Source organism: Dactylosporangium siamense (assembly GCF_016862795.1).
In the GTDB taxonomy this organism is placed as follows: Bacteria; Actinomycetota; Actinomycetes; order Mycobacteriales; family Micromonosporaceae; genus Dactylosporangium; species Dactylosporangium siamense.
Genome location: NZ_BONQ01000184.1, coordinates 1 through 24,260, shown reverse-complemented (window position 1 = coordinate 24,260; position 24,260 = coordinate 1). Strand labels below are relative to the sequence as shown.

Below are 24,260 nucleotides of genomic sequence, written 5' to 3'. Positions count from 1 at the left end.
AGGAGCGTTGATCCGTTGAGCAGAATTGTCGGAGTGCACGGCGTCGGCAATCAGTACCGAAACTCGGGTGTCATGCACGCCGACTGGTTCCCGGCGATATCGGGTGGACTCTCCAGGGCCGAGGTCGCGCCCGACGACCTCTCCTGCGCCTTCTACGGCGATCTCTTCCGCCCGGCTGGACGGATGCTCGGCGCCGCGGAGCCGGCCGAGACCCAGGTCGAGGACCCGTTCGACGTCGAGCTGCTGTTTGCCTGGTGGGCTGAGGCGGCGCTGGTCGACTCCGCCGTGGTGCCGCCCGACGCGCGGACGTTGGCGCGCACGCCACGCAGCGTGCAGGCCGCCCTGAACGCGCTCGCCAACTCCCGGTTCTTCGCCGCCGCGTACCGCCGCGCGCCGGGCGTGTTCGACCGGCTGCTGGTGTCGGACCTGCAGCAGGTCCGCCGGTACATGACGGAGCCGTCGCTCCGCCAAGAGGTGCGGGCGCGGGTCGAGAACGCGGTGACCTCGGAGACGAGGGTCGTCGTCGCCCACTCGCTCGGCAGTGTGGCGGCATATGAGGCGCTCTGCGCGCATCCCGAGTGGAAGGTGAACACGTTCATTACGCTCGGTTCGCCACTCGGGATCCGGCAGCTCTTCTTCGATCGGCTCGATCCGTCACCGCGGCACAGCGACTCGGGCGAACTCGTCGGCGTGTGGCCGGGAGCCGTTGAGCACTGGACGAATCTGGCCGACGACGGCGACGTGGTCGCGCTGGTCAAGGACCTGCGCTCGCGATTCGGGCCGAAGGTGGTGTCGATCATCGTGCACAACGGTGCCCACGCCCATGACAGCTCGCGGTATCTGTCGACCGTCGAGGTCGGCGCGGCGATCGCGGCGGGCCTGGCCGCCGCCTAGTCATGGGCGCGACCACCGCCACGCGTCATTTCCAGGGCAGCACCTCGCCGTGGCGGACCAGTTCGCCGTAGTGCGCCGGGTCGACCGGGCCGAGGGCCAGGTCGAGCAGCGCCACCGCGGCCTGCTCCGGGCTCGGGGCGCCGCTGACGTCCCACCACTGCCCGGACGTCGGGGTGTTGATCATTCCGGGGCAGACCGCGGCGAGCAGGACGCCACGCTCCAGGTCCGACGATCGTCGTTGCGCCGCCACGGTACGGATGGCAGCCACCTGGGCGATCTTCGACGGGATGTTCAGGAACGCCGGCCAGGCCCCTGCCATGGCGGTGCCGTCGCGGACCGCGTCCCGCCAGCGCAGCGCCTGCGTGTCGACCTCGTCCAGGTCGGCCAGGTCGTCGAACCGGTCGTGCAGCGCCGGGGCCAGATACCGCAGGCTGCCGAACGTGCTCGCCACCACGATCGCCCGGCCGCCGTCGCGCAGGAGCGGCAGGAACGCGCGCAGCACCCCGGTCGTGCCGAGGTTGTTGACCGCGACGTACTCCTCGATCACCGCGGCGGGCGGGTCGGCCGGCCCGGTCCTCATGACGGCGTTGTTGAACACGATGTCGATGCCGCCGTGCCGCTGCCGGATCTGCTCCGCGACCCGCCGCGCCGCGCCGGGCTCCGCGACGTCGAGCACCTCCCCGCTGACGCCGAGGTCCTTCGCCGCCGCCGCGACCCGGCCGGCGTCCCGGCCGGTCAGGTACACGGTGTCCCGCTCGGTGAAGCGCTGTGTGAGGCCCTGCACGAGGGCGCGGCCGAGACCCTGGGTGGCGCCGGTGACCAGGGCGACCCTGGGCGTGCTGTCGGTTGTCATGCGGGCAACGCTAGGAACGTCACGGCCATGCGGCCAACGAACATCTCGCAACCCTGGTATGCGTAGATGTCATGACCTTCGCGGACGTGTCCATCGTCGGGCTGCGCGTGTTCCGGGCCGTCGCGGAGCGCGGGACCCTCACCGCCGCGGCCGGCGCGCTCGGCTACACCCAGTCCGCGGTGTCCCGGCAGGTCGCGTCGGTGGAGCGGGCCGCCGGGACCCGGCTGCTCGAACGCCGGCACGACGGGGTGCACCTGACCCCCGCCGGACAGCTCGTCCTGCGCCGCGCGGTGACCGTTCTGGATCAGCTCGACGCCACCGCCCGGGAGCTCGCCGGCCTGCCCGACGGGGCCGGCACCGTCCGCCTCGGCTGGTTCACCTCCGCGGGTGCCGTCCTCGTGCCCCAGGCCCTCGCCGCGCTGCGCCGCAGCCACCCCGCGGTGACCGTGGTGAGCCGGGAGGGCAGCACGCCGTCGCTGGTGCGGGCCCTGCGGGCCGGCACGCTGGACCTGGCGCTGCTCGCCGCGGCCCCACCGTTCCGCCCGCCGGACGGCTCGCCGGCGCTGGCGCTGACCACCCTCGCCGAGCGCGGCCTGCGCGTCGCGGTGCCCGCCGGGCACCCCCTCGCCCGCGCGACCGCCGTCGACGTCGCCGACCTGCACGGCCTGCCGTGGATCGCGAGCCGTTCCCAGGGCGACGAAAGCCTCCTGGGCGTATGGCCCGGCCTCGACGAACGCGCCGAGATCGCGCACACCGCCCGTGACTGGCTCGCGAAGCTCCACCTCGTCGCCGCCGGCTGCGGCGTGACGACGGTGCCGGCGTCCCTGGTCTCCGCCGTTCCCGCCGGGGTTCGGGTCCTGACCGTCCGCGACGGCCCGCAGGAGCAGCGCAGGCTGCTGCTCGCCCACCTGCCGCACCGACTGTCGGATCCGGCCAGGCACGTCGCCGCCGCCCTGCGCGCCGCCGCCGTCGCATGATCGAAAGTCGGCTCGCGGGGCAGCGGGACGGCGCGCCCGTTCGGCACAATGTGATCATGACTGACGAGACGCGACCGCTCCTGATCCTTCCCGGTGAGGGGGAGACGATCGAGGCGGCCGGGGTCGACCACCTGTTCCGGCTGACCGCCGCGCAGACGGGCGGCCGGTTCGCTTTCGAGGAGTTCAGTCTTGCCCCGGGCACGATGGGCGCCCGGCCGCACGTCCACCACGGCCACGATGAGTACTTCTACGTGCTGGAGAACGAGCTCACCGTGCACAACGGCGACGGTGAGGTCACCGTCGGCCCGGGCCACCTCCTCGCCGCGCTCCGTGGCACGCCGCACGGGTTCCGCAACGCCGGGGACGCGACCGTGCGGGGGCTGTGCCTCTACACACCGGCCGGCTACGAGGACTACTTCCGGCAGGTGCACGACGCGGTCGCCTCGGGCGCCGTGGTCGACGACGCGATGCTCAACGAGTTCCGCGCCCGGTTCAACACCACCCCGCACGTCGTCGCCGCCCAGGACTGACCGCCGAGCGGAGCGTGACGACCGACACGTGTCTGCTTGTTGTGTGGGGGCGTACGGGGGTGGTTCGGCGGGTGCACAATCTGGATCGCACACGTCACGACGCGCGGGAGTGCGCGGATCGGGCGACGGGGTTTGGAGTGGTCCGTGCGCGGTCAGTCGCTGGTCGGCAGGGTCGCCGTGGTGGTCACCGCGGTGCGCGGGGGTGATCGGCCCGGCGAGATCCGGGTCGTCGTCCAGGGCGTACCCCACCACTATCTGGCGTTCGCCGCGCAGCCCCTGCCGGCCGGCGCCCACGTGCTCGTCGTCCACTTCCGTGGTGCGCGCCAGGTGGACGTCGAACCGTGGTCGCCGATGCCCGGGGACCACACCACCACTGGCTGAGAGAGGCCAACCCATGTTCGGTTACCGTGTTCCCGCCCCGAACGAAGCCCTGCTGATCAGCGGCAGGAAGCAACGAGGGGCAGACGCACTACCGTTCAAGATCGTCACCGGGCACGGCGCGTTCGTCGTGCCCGTGTTCTCCAAGGCCACCCGGCTGACCCTGGCCATGCAGGAGGCCGAGGTCGAGGAGGACTGCTACACCCAGCAGGGCCTGACCCTGCACGTCCAGGCCGTCATCGCGTTCAAGGTCGGCGACGACCACGAGTCGGTCGCGGCGGCGGCCCGCCGGTTCCAGGGCGACCAGACGCAGATGCCCGTCCTGGTCGGGCGGATCTTCAGCGGGCACCTGCGCAGCATCATCGGCAGCATGACGGTCGAGGCGATCATCCGGGAGCAGCAGACCCTGGCCGACGCGATCGTCGACGCCAGCAAGACCGAGATGGCCCGCATCGGCCTGGACATCGACTCGCTGCAGATCAGCAGCATTCACGACAAGGGCGTCGGATACATCAAGGCCCTCGCGGCGCCGCACCAGGCCCGGGTCAACCAGGAGGCCAACGTCGCCCAGGCCATCGCGGACCAGGCCAGCGCGATGGCGCAGCAGGAGAGCCGGCGCAACCAGGCCGAGTACGCGCGCCAGACCGCCATCGCCCAGGCGCGCTACCAGGCCGAGATCGACCAGGCCCAGCAGACCGCCGCGCAGGCCGGTCCCCTCGCGGCCGCGCAGGCCCAGCAGCACGTGCTGGTCGAGCAGGCCCTCGTCGCGCAGAAGCACGCCGAACTGCGCCAGGCGCAGCTCATCGCCGAGGTCGTCCGCCCCGCGCAGGCCGAGGCGGAGCGGATCGTCACCCTCGCCCGCGCGGATGCCGACGCCACGAAGCTGTCCGCGGAGGCGGCCGCCGCGCAGGGCCGCATCGCCCTCGACCAGATGATGATCGAGCAGTTGCCCGACCTGCTCCGGGCCGCGGCGGAGGGCCTGCAGGGCGCCAACCTGACCGTGCTGGACGGCGCGGAGGGCCTCAACAGCGTCGTGGCGTCCCTCGCCGCACAGGGCACCGCGCTGCTGGAGGCCGTCCGCAAGGGCATGGCTCCCACGCCCGCCGGCGAATCCACGGCGGGCACCGCGGTCGTCCGACGCGACGCGGCCTGAACCCGGTCTTTACCGGGCCGCGATGCATCGGCATGCTTGATTGGTGGATACCGTCAACACATTGTCGTGTGTCGTGATCGATGAACCTTCAGGAGAATGACGCCGAGCGGCTGCGCGCCCTGCGGCAGCGGCTGACGGCGCAGCTGGTGGCGGCACACCGGGCGGCCGGCGAGCCGTCGTACAGCGCGATCGCCGGCCAGCTCGGCGTCTCCAAGTCCACGGTGTCCCGGATGCTCAACGGCGTCGGGGAGCGGTCGCCGAAATGGCACCATGTCGACGACATGCTCGAGGTGTTCGGCCGCAGCGACCGCGACGTCGAGCAGCTCCGGACGCTGTGGGTCGAGATCCGCGGGCTGGAGAAGCCGGCGCCGCCGTGAAACACCGGCACCCGGGCGGTCCTTGAGACGCCGTCCGGGTCGCCAGTGGGCGGGGCACTATCGAACCGCCGGCAGCCGAATGTCAGGTCGCGCCGGCGAGGGTGCCGTACACCGTGTCCCGGTTGTAACTCAACGTCTTCATGCGCGTGGGGATCGCGCCGGACGGCAGGCTCACCGTCGTCCCGCCGAACGCGGTGGCCGGGCAGAGCGTGACCTTCGTGGCCGAGCGCGACCTCCTGCTCGGGGTCACCGCCTGCCCGGCGGCAACGGCCAACGGCGGCCGCACCCTGCCACTCGTGGTCGAGATCGGCACGCCATGACCACGCAACCGGCCGCGGCGGAAACGCCGAACCGCCGCAGCCCGGGACCTGGGCTGCGGCGGCGCGACGTGCTCAATCAGCTGGTGATGATCAGGCGAGGCCGTTCTTGATCGCGGTGATGAGCTCGCCGTTGCTGGTGTCGCCGGAGAACTCCCAGAAGAACGCTCCGCCGAGACCCTGGTTCTTGGCGTAGGTCATCTTGCCCGCGATGGTCGAGGGCGTGTCGTAGCTCCACCAGTTGCTGCCGCACTTCGAGTACGACGTGCCGCCGACGGTGCCGGTGGGCGGGCAGCTGTTCTTGAGGACCTTGTAGTCCTCGATGCCCGCCTCGTACGTGCCGGGGGCCGCACCGGTGGCGGTGCCGCCGGGCGCGGTCTGCGTGACGCCGGTCCAGCCGCGGCCGTAGAAGCCGATGCCGAGCAGCATCTTGTTGGCCGGCACGCCCTTGCTCTTGAGTTTCTGGATCGCCGCGTCGGACCAGAAGCCCTGAGTCGGGATGCCGGTGTAGGAGTTCAGCGGCGAGTGCGGTGCCGTCGGCCCCTGCGGGGCGAAGGCGCCGAAGTAGTCGTAGGTCATCGGGAAGACCAGGTTGAGCTTGGCGATGCCGGAGGCGTAGTCGGCCGCGTCGAGCTTGCCGCCGTTGGAGCCGTCCGCCGAGATCGCCGAGGTGATCAGGAAGCTCGAGCCGAACTTGTTGCGCAGCGCGGAGATGACGTTGTTGTAGCTGGCCGGGCCGCTGGCGTCACAGCTGAGACCACAGGCGTTCGGGTATTCCCAGTCGATGTCGATGCCGTCGAAGACGTCGGCCCACCGGGAGTCCTTGACCAGGTTGTAGCAGGAGTTCGCGAAGCCGGTCGGGTTCGCCGCCGCCTGGGTGAAGCCGCCGGACCAGGTCCAGCCGCCGAACGACCAGATCACCTTGATGTTTGGGTACAGCCGCTTGAGCTTGCGCAGCTGGTTGAAGTTGCCGCGCAGCGCGCCGGCGTCCCAGGTGTCCGCGACGCCGTCGACCGAGTCGGCCGCGGTGTACGCCTTGTCGTAGTCGGCGTACGAGTCACCGATGGAGCAGTTGCCGCCACTGGTGTTGCCGAACGCGTAGAGGATGTGGGTCAGCTTCGACGCCGAGCCGCTGGTGACGATGTTCTTCACGTGGTAGTTACGGGCGTAGACGCCCCACTCGGCGAAGTAGCCGACGACCGCCTTGCCGCCCGGCTGGGTCGGCGGCTGCGAGGTCGGCGGGTTGGAGGTGGGCGGGTTGCTGGTCACCGGCGGGGTGGTGGGGGTGGTACCGCCACCGCACGCGCCGTTGTCGGCCCAGACGCCCCACTGGCCGCTGGCGGTCGGCACCTCGTTGGTGGTCCACCACTTCGCGGTGTAGTTGTGGGCCTGGTATGAGACGACGTTGTCTTTGACGTAGACGGCCGAGGCGCTCCACGCCGGGGCACACGCGGCGGCGGCGTTCGCCTGAACCAGGGGCACGACCGCGACCGACGCGGCCACGACCGTTGCGACGGCCCCGACCAGGAGGACCTGGCGAAGGGATCGTTTCACGTTCACCTCACCAACAGTTAGGAAACTTTGTTAATAGCGGTGGAGTGACGGTAGACACATCTACGACCTTCAGTCAAGGTGGCGGTCGATATTGAGGCCTGGCGATGTGGTCAATCCGGTTGCGGGCGTGACAATCCTCTGTTTCGCTGTGCAGGTCTTGTCCACGAGCTGAGGAGCCAGGGATGCGAGCTGCGTCTGTGTTCACCCAGATGGCCATCACCGCCTATCTCGAGGACCTGACGCCACTTGCGTACTCTCAATCTCGGCATCCTGGCGCACGTCGACGCCGGTAAGACCAGCCTCACCGAGCGGCTGCTGCACGCCGCCGGCGTCATCGACGAGCCCGGCTCCGTCGACGACGGCAACACCCAGACCGACACGCTCGCGCTGGAGCGACGGCGCGGCATCACCATCAAGTCCGCCGTCGTGTCGTTCCACGTCGGCCCACCCGGTGACGAGGTCACCGTCAACCTCATCGACACTCCCGGCCACCCGGACTTCATCGCCGAGGTCGAGCGGGTCCTCAGCGTGCTCGACGGCGCCGTGCTCGTCGTGTCCGCGGTCGAGGGCGTCCAGGCGCAGACCCGGATCCTGATGCGGACCCTGCGCCGCCTGCGGATCCCCACGATCGTGTTCGTCAACAAGATCGACCGGTCCGGCGCGCGCGGCGACGGCATCCTGCGGGAGCTCGCCGAACGGCTCACGCCCGCGCTCGTGCCGATGGGCGCCCCGACGGGCCTGGGCACCCGAGCGGCTGGCTTCGTGCCCGTGCCGCCGCCGCTCGATGTGCTCGCCGAGCACGACGACGCGCTGCTCGCCGCGTTCGTGGAGGGCGCGGCCGCGCCGTTGCCAGACGTGCACCGGGTGCTGGCCGAACAGACCGCACGCACCCAGGTGCACCCGGTGTACTTCGGTTCGGCGATCACCGGCGCCGGCCTCGACGCGCTCACCGAAGGCATCACGGCGTTCCTGCCGGCGGCCACCGGCGACACCGCCGAGCCGGTGTCCGGCAGCGTCTTCAAGGTGGAGCGCGGCCCGGCCGGGGACCGGATCGCCTACGTGCGGATGTTCGCCGGCACCATGAAGGCCCGCGAGCGGGTGCTGCTGTCCGGCGGCGTCGAGGCGAAGGTGACCGGCATCGCCGTCTTCGACGACGGCGGCGCGACCGGGTCCGCGGCCCTGCCGGCCGGCCGGATCGGCAAGGTCTGGGGCCTCGGCGGCGTCCGGATCGGCGACGCGGTCGGCACCGCCCGGCAGGGGATCCGGGACCACCACTTCGCGCCGCCGAGCCTGGAAGCGGTCGTCGAGGCGGTGCATCCGCAGCAGCGCGGTCCGTTGTACGCGGCGCTGACCGAGCTCGCCGAGCAGGACCCGCTCATCGACGTCCGGCACGACGACGCGCGCCGGGAGACGTCGGTGTCGCTGTACGGCGAGGTGCAGAAGGAGGTCATCCAGGCGACGCTCGCCGAGGAGTACGGCCTCGAGGTCACCTTCCGGGACACCACGACGATCTGTGTCGAACGGCCGGCCGGGACCGGCGACGCGTTCGAGGTCGGCGAGAAGGACGGCAACCCGTTCCTCGCCACGATCGGGCTGCGGGTCGAGCCGGCGCCGGCCGGGGCGGGCAACTCATTCCGGCTCGGGGTCGAGGCCGGCGCGATGCCGGCGGCGTTCTTCACCGCGGTGCAGGACACGGTCGGCGCCGCCCTGACCCAGGGCCTGCACGGCTGGCAGGTCGAGGACTGCACGGTGACGATGACCCGCTCCGGCTACTGGCCCCGGCAGAGCCACGCCCACCAGCAGTTCGACAAGAGCATGTCCAGCACCGGCTTCGACTTCCGCAGCCTGACCCCGCTGGTGCTCATGACCGCGCTGCGGCGGGCCGGCACCGTGGTGCACGAGCCGGTGCACCGGTTCCGGCTGGAGGCACCCGCCGACCAGCTCGGCGCGCTGCTGCCCGTCCTTTCGCGCCTGCAGGCGGTGCCACGCAACACCGTCACCCGGGGCGCCGTCTGCGTGCTGGACGGGGACATCCCGGCGGCCCGGGTGCACGAGCTGCAGGTGCGGCTGCCCGGGCTGACCCGCGGTGAGGGCGTGCTCGAGTCGGCCTTCGACCGGTACGAACCGGTGGCGGGCGTGGCACCGAGCCGCTCCCGGACCGACCACAACCCCTTGGACCGGGAGGAATATCTGCTGCGGGTGGTCCGCAGGGTCACCTGAGCTTCCGGGCGCATCAACCACATGGTGGATTTCCGGGTCAGCCGCATCCGCGTTCCGGCGTAGCCGGGAGATCGATCCGGATGCGGCGCCGGGCCCAGATGCTTGAGACATGGCGGTCATCGAGGTCATGGACCTCCGCAAGCGGTACGGGGATCTGACGGTGCTGGACGGGGTGTCGTTCAGTGTCGAGGAGGGCGAGATCTTCGGCATTCTCGGCCCGAACGGTGCCGGCAAGACCACCGCCGTGGAGTGCGTGGAGGGTCTGCGCCGGCCCGACGGCGGGTCGATCAGGGTGCTCGGGCTCGACCCGGTCGGGAACCGGCGCGCGCTGTGCGAGCAGGTCGGCGTCCAGCTGCAGCACACGCAGCTGCCGGACAACCTCAAGGTGTGGGAGGCGCTGGATCTGTACGCCTCGTTCTACCCGAAACCCGGTGACTGGCGGGAGCTGCTGGTGGAATGGGGGCTGCAGGACAAGCGCGACACCCGGTTCGGCAAGCTGTCCGGCGGGCAGAAGCAGCGGCTGTTCATCGCGCTGGCGCTGGTGGGCAACCCGCGGGTGGCGTTCCTGGACGAGCTGACCACCGGCCTGGACCCGCAGGCCCGCCGTGCCACCTGGGCACTGATCAAGCGGATCCGCGCGACCGGTGTGACCGTGGTCCTGGTCAGCCACTTCATGGACGAGGTCGAGGAGCTGTGCGACCGCGCCGCCATCTTCGACCAGGGCCGGATCGTCGCGCTGGACACCCCGGCCGGCATCGTCGACGAGATCGACGCCGACCACGAGATGCGGTTCACGCTCATGGCCGGCGAACTGGCCGACCTGACCGACCTGACCGGCCTGCCCGGGGTGGCCAGGGTGACCAGGACCGGGGACCGCGTCGTCGTGACCGGCCGGGGTGACTTCGCCACCGCCGTCACCGCCCAGCTCGCCCGCCACCACGTCCTGGTCAGCGACCTGCGCATCGACAAGCGCACCCTCGACGACGCGTTCGTCGCCCTGACCGGCCGGCCCCTCGAATGAAGATCATGATGAAGCTCGCCGTCGTCGAGGTGAAGCTGCTGACCAGGGAGCCCGGGGCGATCTTCACGCTGCTGATCCCGCTGTTCATCCTGGTGGTGTTCGGCAGTTCCATCGAGCCGGGCGACACCGTGCTCCTGCCGATGGCGTTGGCGATCGCCGTGGGACTGGTCGGGCTGTACCTGCTGCCGACGACCCTGGCCACCTACCGCGAGCGGGGCATCCTGCGCCGGATGTCCACCACGCCGGTCCGGCCCGCGAACCTGCTCGCCGTCCAGGTCCTCCTGCAGCTGGTGCTGGCGCTGACCACGTGCGCGCTGCTGATCACGGTCGCCGGCACCGTCCTCGACGCTCGCCTACCCACCGCCGTGGGGCGGGTCGCGGTGACGTTCCTGCTCGGCACCGGTGCCATGTTCGCCGTCGGCCTGCTCATCGCCGCGCTCGCCCGCAACGGCCGGACCGCCAACGGCGTCGGTGTGCTGCTGTACTTCCCGATGGCCTACCTCGCCGGGCTCATGCAGCCCACCGACCAGATGCCGCAACTGCTCGCCCGCATCGGCGAATACACGCCGCTCGGCGCCTTCCGGCAGGGCATGCACCAGGTCTGGGCGGACACCACGCCCAGCCCGGTCCTGCTCGGGGTCCTCGCTGCCTATGCTGTGACGATCAGCGCCGTGGCGGCCAGGTACTTTCGCTGGGAGTGACCATGACGGAGCGGCTGGAGCGGTGGGAGCGGCTGCAGGCAAGGCAGCTGGCGGCGACGCCGTACGTGCTGCTGGCGGCCTCCGTGGTCCTCTGCCTGGTGACGGGGGAGCGGCCGTGGCCGATGCTCGCGTTGGCCGCGGCCGCCACCGGCTGGCTGTGGCTGGTGCCGCGCGGCCCGGTCCACGTCGCCGGGCTGATCGCGCTGATCGGCCTGCTGTGCACGCAGGGGACATGGTTCGCGTCGTTCTTCGGCTTCGTCGGCTACCTGCACTCGTGGTGGCACCTGCGGGGCCGCTGGCGCTTCGTCGGGGTGAGCGCCACCGCGGCGATCAGCGTCATGACCTACAGCGGTGGGCCGCCCGGGGCCACCCCGTCCGGCATCCTCACGTTCCTGTTCTTCACGGCGGCGATCGTGGGCGGGGTCACGATGTTCAGCTTCTTCGGTGAGGTCACCATGGAGCGCAGCGCCGAGCGCACGCGCATGGTGCAACAGCTCCAGGCCACCATGCGGGAGAACGCCGGCCTGCACGCCCAACTGCTGGTCCAGGCACGTGAGGCGGGTGTCCTGGACGAGCGGCAGCGGATGGCGGCCGAGATCCACGACACCCTCGGCCAGGGCCTGACCGGCATCATCACCCAGCTGCAGGCGGCGCGGCGCAGCGAGGACTGGCAGCGGCACGTGGACATCGCGGTCCGGCTGGCGCGCGACAGCCTCGCCGAGGCCCGCCGATCCGTGCACGCGGTCGGTCCCGGCCATCTGGCGGCCGCGCCGCTGGACGAGGCGCTGCGGGCAGTCGTCACCGAATGGGGGGAGCGCACCGAGGTGACCGCCGAGTTCACCGTGACCGGCACGGTCCGGCCCATGCACCCGGAGATCGAGGAGACGCTGCTGCGCACCGCGCAGGAGGCGCTGGCCAACGCGGCCAAGCACGCCGGCGCGTCCCGGGTCGGGCTCACCCTGTCCTACATGGACGACGTCACCACGCTGGACGTGCGTGACGACGGCGCCGGATTCGACCCGGCCCGGGCCGGCGGGGGTGGCGGCTTCGGCCTCACCTCGATGCGCCGGCGGGTGGACCGCCTCGCGGGCACGCTGGAGATCGAGTCGGCGCCGGGCGCCGGCACCGCGATCTCGGCGAGCGTCCCGGCGGTGACCCGTGGGTGACCCGCCGATCCGGTTGCTCATCGTCGACGACCATCCCATCGTCCGGGGTGGCATCCGCGGGATGTTCACCGGCGACCCGCAGTTCGAGGTCCTGGGCGAGGCCGCCAACGGCGCGCAGGCCGTGGACCTCGCCCGCGCGCTGGGCCCGGACGTGATCCTCATGGACCTGCGGATGCCCGCGATGGACGGGGTCACCGCGATCAAGGAGCTGGTCAGGGTCGGTGTCACGGCCCGCGTCCTGGTCCTGACCACCTTCGACACCGACCGCGACGTGCTGCCCGCCATCGAGGCCGGCGCCACCGGGTACCTGCTCAAGGACGCCGGCCGCGACGAACTCGTCCACGCCATCCGCACGGCCGCGCGCGGCGAGGCGGTGCTGTCCCCGTCCGTCGCCACCCGGCTGCTCGGTCAGGTGCGCACCCCGGTCGACGCGCTCAGCGCCCGGGAGCTGGAGGTCCTGCACCTCATCGCGGACGGCGCCACCAACCGTGCGGCCGCCGCGACGCTGTTCATCAGCGAAGCCACCGTGAAGAGCCACCTGCTGCACATCTACACCAAGCTCGGCGTCAACGACCGGGCCGCGGCCGTCGCCGAGGCGTTCCGCCGGGGCCTGCTCGCGGTGGACGGAGGCTGACTACGCCCGGCCGAGGAGCGGGAACGCGACCTCGATCTCCAGGCCGCCGCCGGGGCGGGCCCGTGCGGTGAGCGTCGCGTCGTGGGCGGTCGCGATCGCCCGGACGATCGACAGGCCGAGGCCGTGGTGCGTGGTGTCGGCGGTGCGGTGCAGCCGCTGGAACGGCTCGAACAGCCGGTCGACCTGGTCGGGCGGGATGACCTCGCCGGTGTTGGCGACGCTCAGCACGACCCGGCCGGGGCGGCGGTGGACACCGACCTCCACGGTGCCGCCAGGCACGTTGTAGTGGATCGCGTTGTCGCACAGGTTGACCAGCAGCCGCCCGAGCAGCACGGGGTCGCCCGGCACCCGCACCGGCTCCAGGTCAATCCCGACCCGCAGCCCCCGCCGGTCGGCGTCGGGTGCCCGCTCCCGCAGCGTCGACACGGCCAGGTCGGCGAGGTCGACGGGGTCGTCCGCGCCCCGGCCGTGCTCGCTGCCGGCCAGAGTGAGCAGCGACTCCAGGAGCTGCCCGCGCTGCTCGCTGATCACCAGGAGGCGGGCGAAGTTGGACCGGAACGTCTCGAGGCTCGCCGACGGGTCGATCAGCGGCTCCTCCAGCAGTGCCCGCTCGACCGTCAGCGGTGTCCGCAGCTCGTGGGCGGCGTTGGCGACGAACCGTTTGTGCGCGTCGAGCGCGGCCTCCAGGCGGCCGAGGAGCCCGTCGACGGTGTCGGCCAGGTCCTTGAGCTCGGTGCGGCGGCCGGGCAGCGCGAGGCGCTCGTGCACGTTGCGGTCGGAGATCTGGTGCAGGCGCCCGGTCATGGTCAGCACCGGGCGCAGCACCCGGCCGGCGATGAACCAGCCGAGGAACAGCGAGAGGACCGCCAGGATGGCCAGCGCGACCAGCGGCTGGACCAGGTCGGCGCCGACGTCGATCTGCGGCACCGCCACCCTCGGCGTCGGCAGCGGCCTGGGCAGGTCCGGCTCGGGCAGGTCCGCCGGCATCGGCGACGGCGGGGCCACCTGATCGACGAAATCCGGCGGGACTCCCAGGTCCAGGCTCTTGCCCAGAGCCCACATGATGACCAGCAGGACCGTGCTCGACGTGACGGACACGAGGCAGTACAGCAGCGTCAGCCGCAGCCGCAGCGGATGCTTTCCGAGGCGCATCGTCAGATCCGGTATCCGGCGCGGGGGATCGTCTCGATGAGCGGCGGGTCGCCGAGCTTGGCCCGCAACCGGTTCATCGTGGCCTTGACCGTGGTGGTGAACGGGTCGGCCGCCTCGTCCCAGACCTTGTCCAGCAGCTCCTCGGCCGGCACCACCCGGCTGCCGCAGCTCAACAGGTATTCCAGGACCGCGAACTCCTTGGGGCTCAACGGCAGGCGCGCCCCGGCCCGGGTCGCGGTGCGCTGCGCCGGGTCGAGGCGCAGGTCGCCGTGCACCAGCAGCGGCGGCACCGCCGGCTGCGAACGCCGGGCCACCGCACGGATCCGCGCCACCAGCTCGGCGTAGGCGAACGGCTTGGGCAGGTAGTCGTCGGCGCCCAGGCCCAGCCCCTCGACCCGGCTCGCGACGGTGCCGGAGGCGGTCAACATGAGCACCCGGCTCGTCGAGGCCCCGTTGACGAGGGTGCGGCACACGTCGTCGCCGTGGACGACCGGCAGGTCGCGGTCGAGCACGACGACGTCGTAGTCGACGATCGCGGCCCGTTCCAGCGCCGCGCCGCCGTCGTAGGCGACATCGACGGCCATGCCCTCGCGGCGCAGCACCCGCGCCACGGAGTCGGCCAGGTCAGGTTGGTCTTCGACCACGAGTACCCGCATCACACACCTTCCCATCCGTGATCACCGTAGCGGCCGGCCCGTCACGGCCCGGTCACAGCCGCGCGGACCGGGCCGTGACCGCCCGCTGACTAGAAATGGGCGGCAACCAACCATCGGGAGGGACGCGATGACACCGGTCATCCGAACAACGGCGCTCAGCAAGCGCTACCGCCACCGGCTCGCGCTGGACGACTGCACGGTGACGGTGCCCGCCGGGCGCATCGCCGGCCTGGTCGGACCCAACGGCGCCGGCAAGTCGACCCTGCTCGGGCTCGTCTGCGGCATGGTCGCGCCGACGAGCGGCAGCATCGAGGTGCTCGGGCACCGGCCGGCCGACAGCGCCGAACAGCTGGCCAGGGTCGGGTTCGTCGCCCAGGACGCACCCGTGTACACCCGGCTGACCGTCGGCGACCACCTGCGGCTCGGCGCCCGGCTGAACCCGAGGTGGGACGCCGAGCTGGCGGAGCGGCGGATCCGGCAGCGGGGCCTGGACCCCGCCCAGAAGGCCGGCTCGCTGTCCGGCGGCCAGCGGGCCCAGCTCGCCCTGACGGTCGCCGCGGCCAAGCGGGGCGACCTGCTCGTCCTCGACGAACCGGTGGCGGCCCTGGACCCCCTCGCGCGGCGCGGGTTCCTGCGGGACCTCCTGGAGTTCGTCGACGAGCTCAACGTCAGCGTGGTGCTCTCCTCGCACCTGCTCGGTGACCTCGAACAGGTCTGCGACCACCTGATCGTGCTCGCCGGCGGCCGGGTGCAGCTCGCCGGCGACGTCGCCGACCTGCTCGCCGTGCACCACCGGATCACCGGCCCGGCGGCGCGGCAGCCGCTGCCGCCCGGGGCCCAGCTCATCCACGCCGAGCAGACCCGCGGCGAGACCTCCATGGTCGTCCGCGGGTCCGGACCGGTCCCCGGCGGCGCGCCCGTCGACCTGGAGGACCTGACCCTCGCCTACCTGACCCGGGCCACCGACGTGGGCCCGGCCGCCATGACGGGAGCGCACCGATGACCTGGCTGACCTGGCGACAGTTCCGCGTCCAGGCCCTGGCGGCCGCCGGCGCCGTGGCCGTGCTCGCGCTGTACATCATCCACCTGCGCGACAGCATCGGCGCCTTCATCGACGCCAGGATCGTCGGCTGCGCCGGCGAGGCGTGCAGCATCGCGCGGATGGAGCTGCGCGGCGACTACGAGGGCCAGCTCGCCGTCGTCCTCGGCAGCCTGCTCCTCGCGCCCGCCCTGATCGGCATCTTCTGGGGCGCCCCGCTGGTGGCCCGCGAGCTGGAGGAGCGCACCGACCGGCTGGTGTGGAACCAGAGCGTCACCCGCACCCGCTGGCTGGCGGTCAAGCTCGCCGTCGTCGGCCTGGTCGCCGCCCTGGTGACCGGCCTGCTCAGCCTGGCGCTGACCTGGAGCCTGAGCCGCTACGACGCGCTGATGGGGCAGCGGTTCGCGGCCTTCAACTTCGACACCCGCAACGTCGTGCCGATCGGCTACGCGCTGTTCGCGTCCGTCCTCGGCACCGTCGTCGGCATGCTCACGCGGCGCACCCTGACCGCCATGGCGATCACGCTCGTCGCCTTCACCGCGCTGCAGGTGCTGGTCCCGGCGGTCGTCCGGCAGCACCTGCTGCCCCCGGTCACCCAAACCGTCATCATCGACGCCGACGTCCTGAGCCGCGAGATCGGGCTCAGCCTGGGCAACGACAACCTGTTCACCGTCCACGGCTACACCGTGCCCGGCGGCTGGGCGCTGAGCGACGGCGCGCCGGTGTTCAAGGCGGACGGCACGCGGTACACCGGCGAGGACGACCGGCCCTGCATCGCCAACATCAGTGACCGGGCCGCCGTCAAGGCCTGCATGGTCGCGAAGCACCTGCACTTCGAGCACACCTACCAGCCGGGCAACCGGTACTGGACGTTTCAGTGGATCGAGCTGGCGCTGTACACGGCCCTCGCGGCGCTGCTGGCCGGCTTCGGCTTCGTCTGGCTCCGCCGCTCCCGGTAGCCCTTGCTAGTCCGGCAGTGGGAGCGGCCGGGGCGGCACGGGGGTGGAGACGACGATCGAGGTGGTCGTCTGCCCGTACAGCAGGAACCGGTCGAGCAGTTCCTCCAGCTCACCGATCGACGGCGCGTGGACCTTGAGCAGGAAGCAGTCCTCGCCGGTGATGCGGTGGCACTCGACCACCTGCGGGGTCTCCTGCGCGAGCTGGGTGATCTTCGGCAGCTGGCCCGGCCCCGGCCTGATGCGCACGAGGGCCGTGGCCGGCATGCCGAGCGCGGCCGGGTCGATGTCCATCCGGTACCCGAGGATCACGCCCGCCGCCTCGAGGCGCTGCACCCGCTCGGTGACCGCCGGTGCGGACATGCCGACCCGGCGCCCCAGCTCCGACATGGACAACCGCGGGTTGGCCTGCAATTCGGCCAGCACCCGCAGGTTGACGGCATCCAAGGCATTCTGGCTTGAGTTCTTAGGCAAGTCGTGCCACCCACCTTCAACTTGGCCTTCACTGCCGACTCAATGCTTTGGAAGATACTCCCGTGCGGGAACAGACACGGGACCGGCTGACCGCGACCGGCTCGATCGCGGTCAGCTCGGTCTTCCACTACCTCGGCCCGGCGTTCGCCGTGCTGCTGTTCGCCCATGTCGACGTCTTCGGGGTCGCCTGGCTGCGGATCGCCACTGCGGCGCTGGTGTTCGCGATGTGGCGGCGCCCCTGGCGACTGCTGCTGCATCCGGACCAGCTTGCTCTGGGCGCGGTCCTGGCGGCGATGAACACGGTGTTCTACCTGGCGATCGCGCGGCTGCCGCTGGCCACCGTCGGCTCGATCGAGTTCCTCGGCGTCATCGTCCTGGCCGCGGCCGGCGTCCGTGGCCCGCGCAACGCGCTCGCGCTCGGGCTCGCCGCGGCCGGCGTGTTCACCCTCACCGGGATCCGGTTCGCCGGCGAGCCGCTCGGGTTCGCGTTCGCCTTCGCGAACTGCGCGCTGTTCATGCTGTACATCACCCTCGGCCACCGCATCGCGGGCACCTCCGGCAGCGTGGACCAGCTCGGCGCCGCCATGCTCGTCGCCGCGGTCGTGGCCACGCCCCTGGGCCTCGCCGGTGCCGCGCCCGCCTTCGGGCACCCCGGCCTGCTGCTGGCCGGTGTCGGTGTCGGCGTGTGCTCGTCGGTGATCCCGTACGTGGCGGACCAGCTCGCCATGGCCCGGCTGCGGCGCGCGACGTTCGCGCTGACGCTGAGCCTGCTACCGGCCTGCGCCACGGTCATCGGCCTGCTCGTCCTCGCCCAGCGACCGACGGTCCGCGACCTGCTCGGCGTGGCACTGGTGGTCGTCGCGGTCGCGACGCACACCCCGTTCAAGGAGGAACCCGCATGCAGTACACCCGTCTAGGTTCGTCAGGTCTGCGGGTATCGCGGATCGGCCTGGGGATGATGAGCTACGGCGACCCGGCCGACGAGCCGTGGTTCCTGCCCGAGGACGCGGCCGCCGGCCTGGTGCGGCAGGCCGTCGAGGCCGGCATGACGTTCTTCGACACCGCCGACATGTACTCCGGCGGCGTCAGCGAGGAGATCACCGGACGGCTGCTCGGCAGGTACTTCGCCCACCGCGACGACTACGTGCTCGCGACGAAGGTCTTCTTCCCGATGGGTTCGGGCCCGAACGACCACGGCCTGTCCCGCAAGCACGTCATGTCCGCCGTCGACGCCTCACTGCGCCGCCTCGGCACCGACCACATCGACCTGTACCAGATCCACCGCTGGGACGACGAAACCCCCATCGAGGAAACCATGGCGGCGCTGCACGACCTGGTGCGGGCCGGCAAGGTGCGCTACCTCGGGGCGTCGCTGATGTACGCGTGGCAGTTCGCGAAGGCCCAGCACACCGCGCAGGCGGGCGGCTGGACCAGGTTCGTGTCGATGCAGACCCGCTACAACCTGGTCTACCGCGAGGAGGAACGGGAGATGCTGCCGCTCTGCGCCGACCAGGGCGTGGGCGTGCTGCCCTACAGCCCGCTGGCCCGGGGGCTGCTCGCCGGGGCCCGGGACACCGCGCGGGCGGTTGCCGAGCGGTCGGAGAACTGGGGCCGCGACGACAACGACGCCGAGGTGGTGGCGGCGGTGCGGGCGGTGGCCGCCGCGCACGGGGTGCCGCCGGCGCGGGTGGCCCTGGCGTGGCTGCTGCGCCGGCCTCAGATCAGCGCGCCGATCGTCGGGGTGACGAAGCCGCATCACCTGGACGATGCGCTCGCGGCCACGGAACTGGTGCTCAGCGACGAGGACGTGGCGAGGTTGGAGGCTCCCTACCGCCCGCATGCGCCGTACGGCTACTCGTACCGCCCGCGCCGATGAGGCGTTGTTTCCTAGGTTGGCCTTGACCTCGGGCTGGCTGGCATCGACCCCGGCGGATCATAGGTGCAGCGCTTGACCGATCATTCCTCTTCCCCGCCACCGCAGCCGCACACGCCTGGTGGAGCCGCGCCCGTCACCGTCGTCCGATGACGGCCGTCACCATGACCGTGTATCCGATCATCAGCAACGGCCTGGACTCCTGTCCGCCCGAGCTCGCGCCATCCTTTGTTTGACTCGCACGCACCAACAGCACGCTCGCTGCCATCGCTCCGGACCCGCGTGCGGGGCGGCCTTTCGGCGACAGCGGCCGGGGGCGCGACAGTCATGGCACTGTCTGGTGGCGGTGCGCCCGTGACGACGAAACTGCGCCCCGTTGCACGGTCTGCCGTTGTTGAGCGTGCCCGGTCGTGGTCATTCGTAGGGGTGAACGGGTGGGTGGCGTGTGCGACGTCAGAGTCGCCAAGGACCCTGAGCTGGTTCTGCCGCTAATCGATCGATGCATGCCGCTACACCTCGCATCTGCCCACTGTGCATGATCCCGCCGGTGCGCTGACTGGCGGCTCATCGTGCTGGTGCCGTGCATACAGCACCGCTCTCCGAATGATCGCCTGTTACCCGTGCTGTAGCTGGATTGTGGGCCGGCACACCACACCGCTGGGCCGATTCCTCGTTCCCTCCTGCCAGCTCAGGCGGTGAAACGCTGCCGTTCGAGATCGTGGGGCGACGCTATCCGCATGACGGTCCGCAGCGTTTCGGTGAGCATTCCCGCAAGGGCGACCGCCTCCTGACCCGGCATGGGCCAACGAAACTCGCACCGCCAGTTGTAGTAGGACGGCGGGTCCGGGGGGTTCCAGCCCAGGGCGGCGAGGTGCCGCTCGGCATCGGCGGTGAGCTGGTGCTCAGGGGGTAAGGCGTAATTCGAGGCCGCCTCGACGGTGAGGACGGTCGGGAGCTGCTGGAACTGCACGTACAACGGCTCGCTTATCAGGATGACGGTGTCCCTGACGTCCAGCTGGGGGAGCAGTTCAGCGAGTTCGTCGGTGAACGTCGCCCACAGGTCTTCGGTCACGTTGGTTCCTCGCGCAGGTTGTCCCAGCGGTCCTGGAAGGCATTGTTGGCCCAGGCGAGGTTGATGGCGGCCTTGTTGTGCTTGACCATGATCGTGGTGTCCGCCGATCGCCAGCGGGCCTGCTGTGCACGGCCAAGCACGCGGCTGGTCGGTGGCCCGAGCACTTCGGCGGCCACGGCGACCGCGGCGGCGAAGGCGTCCTGCGCGAAGATGCGGGCCTCGGCCTGTTTCGTCGGCACCGTGTCGGTGAGCCGCATGGTGATGTCGTCGACCGTCGCGCCGGAGTAGGCGATCTCGATCTCCTCTGGATCGCCGACGTTCCATCCCGCCTCGGCGACGGCCCCTTTGCCGTCCAGGACCAGGACGATGTTCCAGCCAAGTCGCTCGGCCAGTAGCGGCACCTGGTCGGCGGTCCAGCTCCAGTGTTCGGTGCGGATGGCGGCCAGCAGCCGACGCAGCGTATCGCCGTCAATGACACGCCAGTATTGCCGTGCGTTCACTGGTCCTCCGGACGGTCGGGTGTTCCTGCCACCGTGATGCGCATGCCTTGCAACCGCACCGTGTCGAATTGGTAGTCGGTCCGCTTGATGTTGCCATATTCGTTGGTGTCCACGCGGATGACGCGGACCCGGCCGTCGTCGACGGCTTGTTGGACGGTGGCGCGCATCGCGGGGTCCGCCCCGAGTGCCCTGGCGAGTTTGTAGTCGTGCCGCGCCATGTGCGTCACGTAGGGAAAGCTGCACTGCTGGGCACGGATCCTGTCCCCATCGGGATTGTCTGGGTCATCGACGAACCGGCTGGTGAGCCGGCCGCCGACGCCCTTGCCTTCGACACAGACGAGGGTGCCATCGTCCCTGATGTCATAGACCCAGCGGTCGGCGTTGCCGGATGTGCCGCGCTCGCCGTCGTCCGAGGTCAGTGTGATCCCGTTGGGGATCTCGCGCGCCACGACAACTGCGGCACCAGCGGTGCCGATACGTTCACTGCAAGCGACGAGCTGATCCGTCATCTGCGCGTACTCACGGCCGGCTGCCCGCAGCACCATGCGCTCAGCGGCGCTGAGGAAGGGCGCGGCCTCCGACAGCAGATCGTCGATGTGGCCCACGCTGCACGCTGGGGCGTCCACCGTGATGTCGTGCGCGCGGAGCTTCTCGGCGATCGCGTCGAGCTGCTCGTCCCACAACGTCTGGCGCTGGCTCGCGACGTCCGCGCGGGCCTGAAGAGCCATTCTGACCTCAACGTCGACGCTCTGGTTGCCAGTGGCCGTGTGCGAGGCCACCTTTGACGTGTCGGGCACGCCACGGACGCCGATACCGTCGGCCGCCGGCGAGTTGTCGTCGGTCTTGTAGCGTCTATTGCGGCTGTCGAGCAGCTGGCCTGTCGGGGCGCGCACGGTGCCGACGAGGTCGTTGAGGAAGTGCAAATCCCCGTTGCTGTCCTTCCACAGCTCCTTGCCGTAGGTCGTGTCGCGCTTGCCGGTCGGGGTGAGTTCGTCGCCGTACCGTGGCACCGACTGGAGCGCCTACCTCGCCGCCCGAACCAGCACCTGAAGCAGCACGCCCGCCTCGGGCCGCCGACGAGGGACCGTCCAGATCATCAGCCTCAGGAATGCAGCGGGGTTCGTATTCAAGTACTCCGCTCGGCATGTCGACGAGCGATGGCGCTGCGGTGGTAGGCACTCGCCGCCACGTGACACCGGCCGTGACGAGACACGCGAACAGACCGACCCCAACGGCAGTCACTCCCATGCCCGCAGCAGTCAACGCGAAGGTGAGGCAGAACGCGAGGTAACACGGCAGACTGCGCACCAGACCGCCGAGCGTGTGGACGCCGGCGACCAGACCGTCGCGCCGCACCGCGAGCACGCTGAGCGTCGTGCACATGGTGGGGAAGGCAGCCACCGCCCCCGCTACCTCGGGACCGGCGAGCCGGCGACTCACCACGGCGGCCCCAACGATGGCCATCGCACCCAGACACGTCGCCGCGGTGGACGACCAGTGCCGCGGCGAACCACGTCGCAGCTCCCCGGAAGGCATCATGCGCGGGGCGAACCACAACGCCCCAACGGCGGCGGCGACCGCGAGGACCACCGGCATCTGCTCGACCAGCACCGATCCGGCGCCATAGGCGGCAACACCACAGACGGCACCACACAGCAGGCCCCGCCGCGACAGGACGTGGGCGAACACCAGGCCGAAAACCACCTGCGCAGGAACGTGGACGGCCGCGCTGAGGGCCATAGCGGCTGCCGTGGCGGGGTTCGTGTCGAGGATGACGGCGAGCACCGCGACCGCGAACGCGACCGGCAGCGCCCCCACCCAACCGGCCGCGGAGGGTCCGAGCCGTCGTTCGATCAGCGTGGCGGCGGCCATGACGACCGGCGCGCAGACAAGGGGAATCAGTACCACGCCTCTCAGCGTCCCGGACGCAATCGTTCGCATCCAGTTCCGGTTTACGAATCAAAACCGTGGGAGAATCCGAACAATGGAGCTGCGACGCCTACGCCTCTTGGACGCGCTTGCCCGCCTCGGCACGGTCGCGGCCGTCGCCGACGCGCTGTCGTTCAGCGCGTCGAGCGTGTCGGTGCAACTCGCCCAACTGGAGCGGGAGGCCGGCGTCGCACTACTGCGCCGCGTCGGCCGCAACGTCGAACTCACCCCCGCCGGCCGCCGGCTGGCCACGTACGCGGCCGACGCCCTCACCGCCGACGAAACGATCCGCGCCGAAATCGCCGCCGCCGACGACGCGCCAGGTGGCCGCCTCCGCATGACCATCGTGCAAACCCCGGCCCTGGCCCTGCTGCCCGCAACCCTCGACCGGCTGGCCACCACCGCACCGAACCTGGAGGTTGAGGTCGTCCAGCAGGAGACCGCACCAGCCCTGGACAACCTGCGCGCCCGCACCGTCGACCTTGTCGTCGGCATCGAGTACGACCCCGTCCCGGTCGCCCGGCAACGCGACATCGACCGCCGTGACCTCCTGCGCGAAGACGTCCTGCTGGCCCTGCATCCCGGACACCCTCTCGCCGCCGACCGTGCCGTCGGACTCGCCGCCTGCGAGCACCAGGCATGGGCCACCGGGCACCGTGGCACCGGCCTCGACGCGGTTCTGCGCAACATCTGCAACCGCCTCGCTGACTTTGAACCCACCATCAGGCACCGCAGCGACGACGGGCTCGTCCTCGGCGCTCTGGTCGCCTCCGGACGAGCCGTCGCTCTCCTCCCGGAACTCCTGACCACCGTGCTGCCGCAGATCACCACACGTCAGCTCATCGAAGAGCGACTGCAACGCACGATCTTCACCGCGGCCCGTGCCGCCGCCGCCACCGCACCCGGCATCATCGCCGTTCGCAGCGCACTGCAAGCAGCCGCAGCCACGCCGGGCCGCGACACCATCAACGGCACGTCCTGAACACGAGCCGCCACACCGAACAGCCGCGAAGAAGAAGCAGCCAGTGCCATCCGGGAATTGGAGCCGGTTCGCATACAAGCACTCCACCAGTTTGAGGTATGTAGGTTCTCACCGAACGTGTCGGTGTCTCACCAACTTGTCGGCCTACTTTTCGGATCCGACATCTTCGTGAGACGCCGTACGGCGTTAGTTGTCCGGTCTCGATGAGACCAATCCAGCGAACTCGACGAACAGCAGTGCGCGTTCAAAGCCGCCGTCGATAGAACGCTCAGCGGCGCCTTCTGCAGCCTCGGTGTTGCCGCGTTGGAATGCAGTCAACGATATGGCGTAAAACGCCCGATTTCGCCAATGGCGTCCTGGAATGCTATCTGCCACCCCCATTGCCCAATCGAGTCGAGCAGGATCACGACACGCCATTTGCGCTACGTATGATGCAGCCTCTGCACGGCGCAACTCATCGGAGATTTTGTTGGAAATATCGAGGGCAACATCGAAATCACTGCGGTTCGCCGCATTGCGTACAATTTCGAGCAGCAGAACAGCGATGTGGGCAGGCGAGAATTCGGATATCCGATTCGAGCCCCGAACTGTCGAACTCGAACTCACGGTCGCTGTCGAGCGCGGGACTGAACGATCCGGCAAGATCCGGTTTTGGGTGCTTGACGGGTCGGCTAAGAGTTCACGCGATATGGCAACCACCCAGCGCATTACCCTATCTCTGGAGCCCGGGCTGTCATCGGATCCTTCACGCCGACCGCTGATTTCTGGATCTGCCGAGACTGACGAGATTTGACGGTAGTGTCCGGCCGCCCTTCCGCGATGAGTTGGGCGCAGTTGTTTTTCAATGATCGG

The 24,260-nt window shown here is 70.5% G+C and carries 26 protein-coding genes; 18 read left to right on the top strand and 8 right to left on the bottom strand.

What is annotated here, in order from left to right; genetic code table 11:
• Positions 1–72: 72 nt before the first annotated feature.
• Entirely contained in the window at positions 73–894 is an 822-nt protein-coding gene (locus tag Dsi01nite_RS53445; protein WP_203854216.1) for a hypothetical protein, read from the top strand.
• 25 nt (positions 895–919) lie between these two features.
• Here Dsi01nite_RS53445 and Dsi01nite_RS53440 read toward each other — a convergent pair whose 3' ends face one another.
• Positions 920–1,747 carry an SDR family NAD(P)-dependent oxidoreductase gene (locus Dsi01nite_RS53440; protein WP_203854215.1) on the bottom strand — a complete coding sequence of 276 codons (828 nt, stop codon included), beginning with the start codon at positions 1,745–1,747 and terminating at the stop codon, positions 920–922.
• A gap of 71 nt (positions 1,748–1,818) precedes the next feature.
• Between Dsi01nite_RS53440 and Dsi01nite_RS53435 the strand changes: the two genes are divergently transcribed.
• From Dsi01nite_RS53435 to Dsi01nite_RS53410, 6 genes are all read left to right on the top strand, one after another.
• Positions 1,819–2,724: a LysR family transcriptional regulator gene (locus Dsi01nite_RS53435; protein WP_203854214.1), complete on the top strand. Its 906-nt coding sequence runs from the start codon at positions 1,819–1,821 to the stop codon at positions 2,722–2,724.
• Between the two features lie 56 nt (positions 2,725–2,780).
• Positions 2,781–3,254: a cupin domain-containing protein gene (locus tag Dsi01nite_RS53430; protein ID WP_203854213.1), complete on the top strand. Its 474-nt coding sequence runs from the start codon at positions 2,781–2,783 to the stop codon at positions 3,252–3,254.
• Positions 3,255–3,398: 144 nt separating this feature from the next.
• On the top strand, positions 3,399–3,635 hold the full coding sequence (locus Dsi01nite_RS53425; RefSeq protein ID WP_203854212.1) for an NfeD C-terminal domain-containing protein: 237 nt from the start codon (positions 3,399–3,401) through the stop codon (positions 3,633–3,635).
• 13 nt (positions 3,636–3,648) lie between these two features.
• The gene (locus Dsi01nite_RS53420) at positions 3,649–4,785 is read left to right on the top strand and encodes an SPFH domain-containing protein (protein WP_203854211.1); all 1,137 of its coding nucleotides are present in this window, start codon (positions 3,649–3,651) and stop codon (positions 4,783–4,785) included.
• 80 nt (positions 4,786–4,865) lie between these two features.
• A complete protein-coding gene (locus tag Dsi01nite_RS53415) occupies positions 4,866–5,162 on the top strand; it encodes a helix-turn-helix domain-containing protein (protein ID WP_203854210.1) in 297 nt (98 codons plus the stop codon).
• Positions 5,163–5,302: 140 nt separating this feature from the next.
• Positions 5,303–5,482, top strand: a complete 180-nt coding sequence (locus Dsi01nite_RS53410) for a hypothetical protein (protein WP_203854209.1) — start codon at positions 5,303–5,305, stop codon at positions 5,480–5,482.
• Positions 5,483–5,572: 90 nt separating this feature from the next.
• On the opposite strand, the gene Dsi01nite_RS53405 is transcribed toward Dsi01nite_RS53410, so the two are convergent.
• Positions 5,573–7,033, bottom strand: a complete 1,461-nt coding sequence (locus Dsi01nite_RS53405) for a glycosyl hydrolase family 18 protein (protein WP_203854208.1) — start codon at positions 7,031–7,033, stop codon at positions 5,573–5,575.
• A 246-nt stretch (positions 7,034–7,279) separates the two neighbouring features.
• On the opposite strand from Dsi01nite_RS53405, the gene Dsi01nite_RS53400 reads away from it, so the two are divergent.
• The 5 genes from Dsi01nite_RS53400 to Dsi01nite_RS53380 all read left to right on the top strand — a co-directional run bounded on the left by Dsi01nite_RS53400 (position 7,280) and on the right by Dsi01nite_RS53380 (position 12,775).
• A complete protein-coding gene (locus tag Dsi01nite_RS53400) occupies positions 7,280–9,253 on the top strand; it encodes an elongation factor G (RefSeq protein ID WP_203854207.1) in 1,974 nt (657 codons plus the stop codon).
• 109 nt (positions 9,254–9,362) lie between these two features.
• Positions 9,363–10,274: an ABC transporter ATP-binding protein gene (locus Dsi01nite_RS53395; RefSeq protein WP_203854206.1), complete on the top strand. Its 912-nt coding sequence runs from the start codon at positions 9,363–9,365 to the stop codon at positions 10,272–10,274.
• Between the two features lie 5 nt (positions 10,275–10,279).
• Entirely contained in the window at positions 10,280–10,975 is a 696-nt protein-coding gene (locus Dsi01nite_RS53390) for an ABC transporter permease (protein ID WP_203854205.1), read from the top strand.
• A gap of 2 nt (positions 10,976–10,977) precedes the next feature.
• Positions 10,978–12,141, top strand: coding sequence for a sensor histidine kinase (locus tag Dsi01nite_RS53385; protein ID WP_203854204.1), 1,164 nt, complete (start codon positions 10,978–10,980; stop codon positions 12,139–12,141).
• Entirely contained in the window at positions 12,134–12,775 is a 642-nt protein-coding gene (locus tag Dsi01nite_RS53380; RefSeq protein ID WP_203854203.1) for a response regulator transcription factor, read from the top strand. The genes Dsi01nite_RS53385 and Dsi01nite_RS53380 overlap by 8 nt, the downstream gene beginning before the upstream one ends.
• On the opposite strand, the gene Dsi01nite_RS53375 is transcribed toward Dsi01nite_RS53380, so the two are convergent.
• Positions 12,776–13,927, bottom strand: a complete 1,152-nt coding sequence (locus tag Dsi01nite_RS53375; RefSeq protein ID WP_203854202.1) for a sensor histidine kinase — start codon at positions 13,925–13,927, stop codon at positions 12,776–12,778.
• Positions 13,928–13,929: 2 nt separating this feature from the next.
• On the bottom strand, positions 13,930–14,583 hold the full coding sequence (locus Dsi01nite_RS53370; RefSeq protein ID WP_203854201.1) for a response regulator transcription factor: 654 nt from the start codon (positions 14,581–14,583) through the stop codon (positions 13,930–13,932).
• A 127-nt stretch (positions 14,584–14,710) separates the two neighbouring features.
• Between Dsi01nite_RS53370 and Dsi01nite_RS53365 the strand changes: the two genes are divergently transcribed.
• Entirely contained in the window at positions 14,711–15,586 is an 876-nt protein-coding gene (locus tag Dsi01nite_RS53365; protein ID WP_203854200.1) for an ABC transporter ATP-binding protein, read from the top strand.
• The gene (locus Dsi01nite_RS53360) at positions 15,583–16,581 is read left to right on the top strand and encodes an ABC-2 membrane transporter-related protein (RefSeq protein WP_203854199.1); all 999 of its coding nucleotides are present in this window, start codon (positions 15,583–15,585) and stop codon (positions 16,579–16,581) included. The genes Dsi01nite_RS53365 and Dsi01nite_RS53360 overlap by 4 nt, the downstream gene beginning before the upstream one ends.
• 6 nt (positions 16,582–16,587) lie before the next feature.
• Here the strand turns inward: Dsi01nite_RS53360 and Dsi01nite_RS53355 are convergent, their stop codons facing one another.
• Positions 16,588–17,052, bottom strand: a complete 465-nt coding sequence (locus tag Dsi01nite_RS53355; RefSeq protein ID WP_203854198.1) for an Lrp/AsnC family transcriptional regulator — start codon at positions 17,050–17,052, stop codon at positions 16,588–16,590.
• Between the two features lie 62 nt (positions 17,053–17,114).
• On the opposite strand from Dsi01nite_RS53355, the gene Dsi01nite_RS53350 reads away from it, so the two are divergent.
• Positions 17,115–17,969 (top strand): EamA family transporter, encoded by an 855-nt coding sequence (locus Dsi01nite_RS53350; protein WP_239137136.1) that lies wholly within the window; start codon positions 17,115–17,117, stop codon positions 17,967–17,969.
• Positions 17,951–18,928: an aldo/keto reductase gene (locus tag Dsi01nite_RS53345; protein WP_203854197.1), complete on the top strand. Its 978-nt coding sequence runs from the start codon at positions 17,951–17,953 to the stop codon at positions 18,926–18,928. Before Dsi01nite_RS53350 ends, Dsi01nite_RS53345 begins: the two co-directional genes overlap by 19 nt.
• Before the next feature lie 685 nt (positions 18,929–19,613).
• On the opposite strand, the gene Dsi01nite_RS53340 is transcribed toward Dsi01nite_RS53345, so the two are convergent.
• The 3 genes from Dsi01nite_RS53340 to Dsi01nite_RS53330 are packed head-to-tail and all read right to left on the bottom strand — an operon-like array spanning position 19,614 to position 21,507.
• Positions 19,614–19,997 carry a TY-Chap domain-containing protein gene (locus tag Dsi01nite_RS53340; protein WP_203854196.1) on the bottom strand — a complete coding sequence of 128 codons (384 nt, stop codon included), beginning with the start codon at positions 19,995–19,997 and terminating at the stop codon, positions 19,614–19,616.
• Positions 19,994–20,497: a DUF6301 family protein gene (locus tag Dsi01nite_RS53335; RefSeq protein ID WP_203854195.1), complete on the bottom strand. Its 504-nt coding sequence runs from the start codon at positions 20,495–20,497 to the stop codon at positions 19,994–19,996. The genes Dsi01nite_RS53340 and Dsi01nite_RS53335 overlap by 4 nt, the downstream gene beginning before the upstream one ends.
• Positions 20,494–21,507, bottom strand: coding sequence for a hypothetical protein (locus tag Dsi01nite_RS53330; RefSeq protein WP_203854194.1), 1,014 nt, complete (start codon positions 21,505–21,507; stop codon positions 20,494–20,496). Before Dsi01nite_RS53330 ends, Dsi01nite_RS53335 begins: the two co-directional genes overlap by 4 nt.
• Before the next feature lie 974 nt (positions 21,508–22,481).
• On the opposite strand from Dsi01nite_RS53330, the gene Dsi01nite_RS53325 reads away from it, so the two are divergent.
• Together Dsi01nite_RS53325 and Dsi01nite_RS59120 are read left to right on the top strand one after the other, a co-directional pair.
• Positions 22,482–23,408 carry a LysR family transcriptional regulator gene (locus Dsi01nite_RS53325; RefSeq protein ID WP_203854193.1) on the top strand — a complete coding sequence of 309 codons (927 nt, stop codon included), beginning with the start codon at positions 22,482–22,484 and terminating at the stop codon, positions 23,406–23,408.
• A 361-nt stretch (positions 23,409–23,769) separates the two neighbouring features.
• On the top strand, positions 23,770–24,201 hold the full coding sequence (locus Dsi01nite_RS59120; RefSeq protein WP_373318965.1) for a trypco2 family protein: 432 nt from the start codon (positions 23,770–23,772) through the stop codon (positions 24,199–24,201).
• Positions 24,202–24,260: the final 59 nt, after the last annotated feature.

Excerpts from the sequence above, each read along its gene's own strand:
- Dsi01nite_RS53360 (WP_203854199.1), top strand. The coding sequence starts at position 15,583 with ATGACCTGGCTGACCTGGCGACAGTTCCGCGTCCAGGCCCTGGCGGCC.
- Dsi01nite_RS53440 (WP_203854215.1), bottom strand. The coding sequence starts at position 1,747 with ATGACAACCGACAGCACGCCCAGGGTCGCCCTGGTCACCGGCGCCACC.
- Dsi01nite_RS53370 (WP_203854201.1), bottom strand. The coding sequence starts at position 14,583 with ATGCGGGTACTCGTGGTCGAAGACCAACCTGACCTGGCCGACTCCGTG.
- Dsi01nite_RS53395 (WP_203854206.1), top strand. The coding sequence starts at position 9,363 with ATGGCGGTCATCGAGGTCATGGACCTCCGCAAGCGGTACGGGGATCTG.
- Dsi01nite_RS53430 (WP_203854213.1), top strand. The coding sequence starts at position 2,781 with ATGACTGACGAGACGCGACCGCTCCTGATCCTTCCCGGTGAGGGGGAG.
- Dsi01nite_RS53390 (WP_203854205.1), top strand. The coding sequence starts at position 10,280 with ATGATGAAGCTCGCCGTCGTCGAGGTGAAGCTGCTGACCAGGGAGCCC.
- Dsi01nite_RS53410 (WP_203854209.1), top strand. The coding sequence starts at position 5,303 with ATGCGCGTGGGGATCGCGCCGGACGGCAGGCTCACCGTCGTCCCGCCG.
- Dsi01nite_RS59120 (WP_373318965.1), top strand. The coding sequence starts at position 23,770 with ATGCTATCTGCCACCCCCATTGCCCAATCGAGTCGAGCAGGATCACGA.
- Dsi01nite_RS53385 (WP_203854204.1), top strand. The coding sequence starts at position 10,978 with ATGACGGAGCGGCTGGAGCGGTGGGAGCGGCTGCAGGCAAGGCAGCTG.
- Dsi01nite_RS53435 (WP_203854214.1), top strand. The coding sequence starts at position 1,819 with ATGACCTTCGCGGACGTGTCCATCGTCGGGCTGCGCGTGTTCCGGGCC.
- Dsi01nite_RS53325 (WP_203854193.1), top strand. The coding sequence starts at position 22,482 with ATGGAGCTGCGACGCCTACGCCTCTTGGACGCGCTTGCCCGCCTCGGC.
- Dsi01nite_RS53415 (WP_203854210.1), top strand. The coding sequence starts at position 4,866 with ATGAACCTTCAGGAGAATGACGCCGAGCGGCTGCGCGCCCTGCGGCAG.
- Dsi01nite_RS53420 (WP_203854211.1), top strand. The coding sequence starts at position 3,649 with ATGTTCGGTTACCGTGTTCCCGCCCCGAACGAAGCCCTGCTGATCAGC.
- Dsi01nite_RS53365 (WP_203854200.1), top strand. The coding sequence starts at position 14,711 with ATGACACCGGTCATCCGAACAACGGCGCTCAGCAAGCGCTACCGCCAC.
- Dsi01nite_RS53445 (WP_203854216.1), top strand. The coding sequence starts at position 73 with ATGCACGCCGACTGGTTCCCGGCGATATCGGGTGGACTCTCCAGGGCC.
- Dsi01nite_RS53375 (WP_203854202.1), bottom strand. The coding sequence starts at position 13,927 with ATGCGCCTCGGAAAGCATCCGCTGCGGCTGCGGCTGACGCTGCTGTAC.
- Dsi01nite_RS53345 (WP_203854197.1), top strand. The coding sequence starts at position 17,951 with ATGCAGTACACCCGTCTAGGTTCGTCAGGTCTGCGGGTATCGCGGATC.